Genomic DNA, 4,334 nt, shown 5'->3' on the forward strand with positions numbered 1-4,334 from the left:
ACCCTCGCGCGAATCAGAGCGCGGACAGGCTCTCCAGCTCGTCCCGGCCGAGGAGCCGCCCGAGATCCAGCAAGAGCAGCAAGCGATCCTCGCGCTTGCCGACCCCCTTGAGAAAGCTGGAATCCCCCCCCGATCTCACCATGTCCGGCGTCGGATCGATGGCGTCGGCGGCGAGGCGCAGCACCTCGCTGACCCCATCGACGATCAGACCCAGGGTCCGCTGGGCCACCGAGACGATGATGATCCGCGTCTGCTTGGTGTGCTCAGCCGGGGCAAAGCCAAACCGTCGGCGGAGATCGATCACCGGAACGATCTTTCCCCGGAGGTTGACCACCCCCTCCACGAACTCGGGCGATCGCGGGACCCGGGTGATCTCGGCCATCCGAACGATCTCCTGGATCAGGGCGATGTCGACCCCGTACTCCTCTTGATCGACGAAGAAGCTCGCCAGTTGAAGCAGGGCGCCGGGCTCCGCCACCGTCTCAACGGACATCTAGGCCCCCTTCCCGCTCGGGAGCGACAGCGCGCCGACGCGCCGCTCGAGCCGGCGCTCCGGCTCGTCCACCTTGAAGAAGGCCACTGCCGCCTGAAGGCTTTGGGCCTGGTGATTGAGATCGTCGGCGGCCCGAGCCACCTGCTCGGTCGCGATCGCCGCCTCCTGGGAGCTCTTGCTGAGGCTGTCGACGGCGATGACCACCTGGCCGGCGCCCTGACGCTGCTCGGAGGTCGCGTAGGTGACGGTCTTGGTGAGCTGGTCCATCTCGCCCACCGCGCCCGTGACCTGGTGGTTGATCGCCGCCATCTGCTCGGCGGCGGCCACGATCTGCTGGCTGGCGCGGGCCTGCTCGCTGCTCGCGGCCGAGACCTCGCTGAGCAGGACGGTGACCTGCTGGGAGGCGTCCTTGATCTTCCCGAGCGCGTCGCCCGTGCGATTGGCGAGCTCGGCCCCTTCCGTCACCTTGGAGGCTCCCTCCCGGGTCGCGCCGACGGCCTGGGAGGTCTCCTTCTGGATGCCCTTGATGAGGCTGCCGATCTCCCCGGTCGCCTTGGCCGAGCGCTCGGCGAGCTTCCTCACCTCGTCGGCGACCACCGCGAAGCCGCGGCCCGCCTCGCCGGCCCGCGCCGCCTCGATGGCGGCGTTGAGGGCCAAAAGATTGGTCTGCTCGGCGATGTCGTCGATCACCTCGATGATCGCCCCGATCTCGCCCGAGCGCTGATCCAGCACCTGGATCGTCTCCAGGATGCCCCCCATGGTCTCCGAGATTGCCCTCATCCCGGCGATCGTCTTGACGACGGCCTCCTCGCCGGCGTCCGCGGCCTGGGCGGCCTGCTCGGATACCTGGCTGGCGTGGGCGACGTTCCCCGCCACCTGCTGGATGCTCGCCGCCATCTCGGCGATCGAGCTGCTGGTCTGGGTGACCGCCGCGGCCAGCTCGTCGGACTGCCCCCTGATGAGGGTCACCTTGTTGCCGAGGGTCTGGACGCTCGAGTCGACGGACTGGAGGTTCGCCGCCATCTCCTCCATGGCCGCCGAGGTCTCCTCGGCGCTCGAGGCCTGGACCGAGGTCGTCTTCGAGAGCTCGGCGCTCGAGCTGCCGACCTGCTCCGCCCCCGCCCCGACCGAATCGGCCGCGGAGCGCACCTGAGCCACCACCTCGCGCAGGCTGGCGATCATTTGGGAAATCGCGTTGCCGAACTGGTCACGGTCGCTCTTGGGCGTCACGGAGCTTCCGAGATCCCCCCGGCTCATCGCCTCGGCCACCGATGCCACCTCCTTGAGGTAGGCGATCATCTGGCGGAAGCTCTGGGCCAGGTCGCCCAGCTCGTCCCGGCTCTTGACCGTGACGTCCTGCTCGAGCTCGCCCTTCGCGATTCCCTCGGCAGCCACCGCGACGGTGTTGAGGCCCCGGGAGATGGCGCGGGAGAGGAAGAGGGCGATCGCGACGCCGAGGGCGATCGCGATCGCCAAGAGCCCGAGGACCATGACCCGAGCTTGCTCGTAGGTCTGATGGCCCGTCTCGTTCGCCGTCCTGGCGATCCCTTCCTTCTGCTGAGCCAGCTGGGTCATCTCGTCGTCGATCCGATCGACGATCTTCCGCGCCTTCTGTGACACTTCGAAGGCCTTGGCGTGATCGTTGCGCCGCGCGAACACGGCGACCTGGTCCTGATAGGGCTGGAGCTCTTGGAGGTCCTCGCGGACGCGCGCGATGCGCTGACGCGCGTTATCGAAACGGACGAGACCCTCGTACTGGGTCAGGTAATCCTGCACCTTGCCGTAGGACTGCTGCACGCTGGCGAGATTGCGCTCGACCTCGGCCGGATCGGTGGCGAGGATGGCGTTCTTCTCGTCGCGACCGCGGTAGATCAGGTTGAGATTCGCCTCCTTGATGATGGAAATGCCCATCACCTCTTTCTTGTACATGTCCTCGAGCATGCCGTTGACGGCGCCCAGCTTCGCGAGCGCAAAGAAACCGACAATCCCCATGAGCAAGAGGACCGCGCTGAAACCGGCCAGCAGCTTCGTTCCTATTCTTAGTTTCATGAACCCCCCTGAAAACATCATTGATGACTTGCGTTCCTGCCTCGTGACGGCGGATCCGCCGCAGCACGAAACAAAATCCAGTAGAAACGAATGACCTGTCGATATTCGCTCCACTCTCTGGAATGCTATCTCAGATGCTCATTAAATGAGGCTATTTTTAATATTAGTTCATGAAGAAGTACATATTAGTTCATGAATTAACTTTTCTCGTGAACTAATGCTTATCACTCCGCAATTCTGCCTGCGGCTCGCCGTGTCAGGGCAAACCCGCGCCAAAGCGGGCCAGAATTCAGGCGATAGGCCCAGGCAGCATCGGAGGAGCTTTCCTTCAATTAATCGAGCGTTTCCCCTGTCGCGAAGCGAGTCACGATGAGAGAATGAGATCCGAAAGAACGAGCCCGAGCAAACAAAAAGAGGGTCGATGATGCCCCGACCGGATCCGCTTCTCTCCAGCATTCTCGCTCAGAGCGCTCGCCACGGCCTCTTCGCAGCCGGCGAGCACGTTCTCGTCGGCTGCTCCGGCGGGGCCGACTCGCTGGCGCTGGTCCACGCCCTGCGCGCGCTCGCCCCGGACCGGGGCTGGCACGTCGAGGCCGCCTACGTCCACCACGGCCTGCGCCCCGAAGCGGATCGCGAGGCCGAGCTGCTGGCCTCGCGCATGGCGAGCTGGAGCGTCCCCTTCCGGGTCGCACGGGTCGCGATCAGGCTCGCGCCCGGCCAGAGCCCCGAGGAGGCCGCCCGCGACGCCCGGTACGCGGCCCTCAACGCCCTGGCCCGCGCCTCGGGCGCGACTCGCCTGGCGCTGGGCCACCACGCGGACGACCAGCTCGAGACCGTCCTCTTGCGCCTGACCAAGGGCTCCGCCCTTCCTGGGCTGCTCGGCATCCCCATCAAGCGCGAGCAGCGCGAGGGCCCCTGCATCGTTCGCCCCCTCCTGGAGGTGACACGCGCAGCCATCGAGGCCTACCTGGAACACCATGGACTCGATTGGTTCGAGGACCTGAGCAACCGCGACGCCGCCATCCCCCGCAACCGCCTGCGGCACGACGTGACCCCGGTGCTGCGCGCGCTCAATCCCGCCATCCACCGCACCCTGAGCCTGAACCTCGCGGTGCTCGCCGACGAGGACGACTACCTGAGTCGTCAGGCGCAAGAAGCCATCCGGCCCTTGCTGCGCCACGAGGGCCAGGGCCTGATCGGCCTGGAGGCCGCGGGCCTTGCGCTCCTGCCTCCCGCCCTCCAGCGCCGCGTCCTGGCTCAGGCGTACGTCCAGGTCCAGGGCACCCGCCGGGGGATGACCGCCCAGCGCCTGGAGCGAATCCGAGCGGCGGGAGAGGGCGTGGATGTGGGCGAGGGGCTGCGAGCGGCGGTGCAGCACGGGCTGCTGCTCCTGTACCGGGTGTTCGAGGCGCCGCCGCCGGTGCCCGCGCTTCCGGGCGTGACGGTCGCGCTGGCCGGCACGCGGCTCGGCCTGGAGCGAGCCGAGCCGCCCTTCCTCGCCCCTCGGGGGGCATCGGAAGCCTTCGACGCCGATCACCTGCCGCCCGATCTGGTCTGGCGTCTCGCCCGCCCCGACACCGATCGCTTCGTCCCCTGGGGCCGGCAGAAAGCGCGCCCGCTCGCGCAATTCCTCGCCAAGCAGCGCTTGCCGCGTCCTGTCATGGAGCGTTTGCCCGTGCTCGCCGCAGGCGACGACGTGCTCTGGGTGGTGGGGATACGGCGATCGGCCCACGCCCCGATCGGCCCGGCGACGCGGCGCGTCGTGAAGGCGATTTGCGAAAAGCCGCGGGGG

General features: G+C 67.4%; 3 protein-coding genes. 1 reads left to right on the forward strand and 2 read right to left on the reverse strand.

The window, feature by feature from the left end; genetic code table 11:
• Positions 1 to 13: 13 nt before the first annotated feature.
• Positions 14 to 493 carry a chemotaxis protein CheW gene (locus tag V6D00_05195; protein ID HEY9898558.1) on the reverse strand — a complete coding sequence of 160 codons (480 nt, stop codon included), beginning with the start codon at positions 491 to 493 and terminating at the stop codon, positions 14 to 16.
• The gene (locus V6D00_05200) at positions 494 to 2,542 is read right to left on the reverse strand and encodes a methyl-accepting chemotaxis protein (GenBank protein HEY9898559.1); all 2,049 of its coding nucleotides are present in this window, start codon (positions 2,540 to 2,542) and stop codon (positions 494 to 496) included.
• 424 nt (positions 2,543 to 2,966) lie between these two features.
• On the opposite strand from V6D00_05200, the gene tilS reads away from it, so the two are divergent.
• On the forward strand, positions 2,967 to 4,334 hold a 1,368-nt coding region (gene tilS, locus V6D00_05205; GenBank protein HEY9898560.1), incomplete at its 3' end, for a tRNA lysidine(34) synthetase TilS.

The sequence above is a fragment of the Pantanalinema sp. genome (assembly GCA_036704125.1).
Taxonomy (GTDB): domain Bacteria; phylum Cyanobacteriota; class Sericytochromatia; order S15B-MN24; family UBA4093; genus JAGIBK01.